This window comes from Porphyromonas sp. COT-290 OH860 (assembly GCF_000768935.1).
Classification (GTDB): Bacteria; Bacteroidota; Bacteroidia; order Bacteroidales; family Porphyromonadaceae; genus Porphyromonas.
In genome coordinates this window covers 1-485 of sequence record NZ_JRAR01000064.1, presented here as the reverse complement: position 1 = coordinate 485, position 485 = coordinate 1, and the positions used below count along the sequence as shown (strand labels likewise).

Genomic DNA, 485 nt, shown 5'->3' with positions numbered 1-485 from the left:
GCTTAGACCTTGGCTATCCCTCTCCCGATCATAGCACCATCAGTCGCTTTCGCTCGGAGCTAACGCGTCTAGGGATTATGGATAAACTCCTTAGAGAGCTGAACAAGCAGTTCAAGAAGCATGGCATTAGCCGTATTGACCAAGGCGCCATTGTTGATGCCAGTATTGTAGACAGCCCTTATGCTCCCGATGGTAGCGTGGTCATAGAGGTGGCGGAAGACAGAGAAGATGTTCGTTCAGAGGAAGCTCTCTCACAGGAGGAAGCTTATCATGATGCACTGAAAAGNAGAAGATGTTCGTTCAGAGGAAGCTCTCTCACAGGAGGAAGCTTATCATGATGCACTGAAAAGTGGTAAGCCCGGTGTTGATGCAGAGGCTCGTTGGGTACGCAAAGGCAAGCATTATCGGTATGGGTATAAGAAACACGTGCTTACCGATGAGCAAGGCTTAGTAGAAGCCCTGATTACAACCCCGGCTAATTGTGC

General features: G+C 49.2%; 1 protein-coding gene. It reads left to right on the top strand.

The genetic code is table 11. The features are described from left to right. Window positions 1–342 precede the first annotated feature (342 nt). On the top strand, window positions 343–485 hold a 143-nt coding region (locus HQ41_RS09540; RefSeq protein ID WP_200880512.1), incomplete at its 3' end, for a transposase.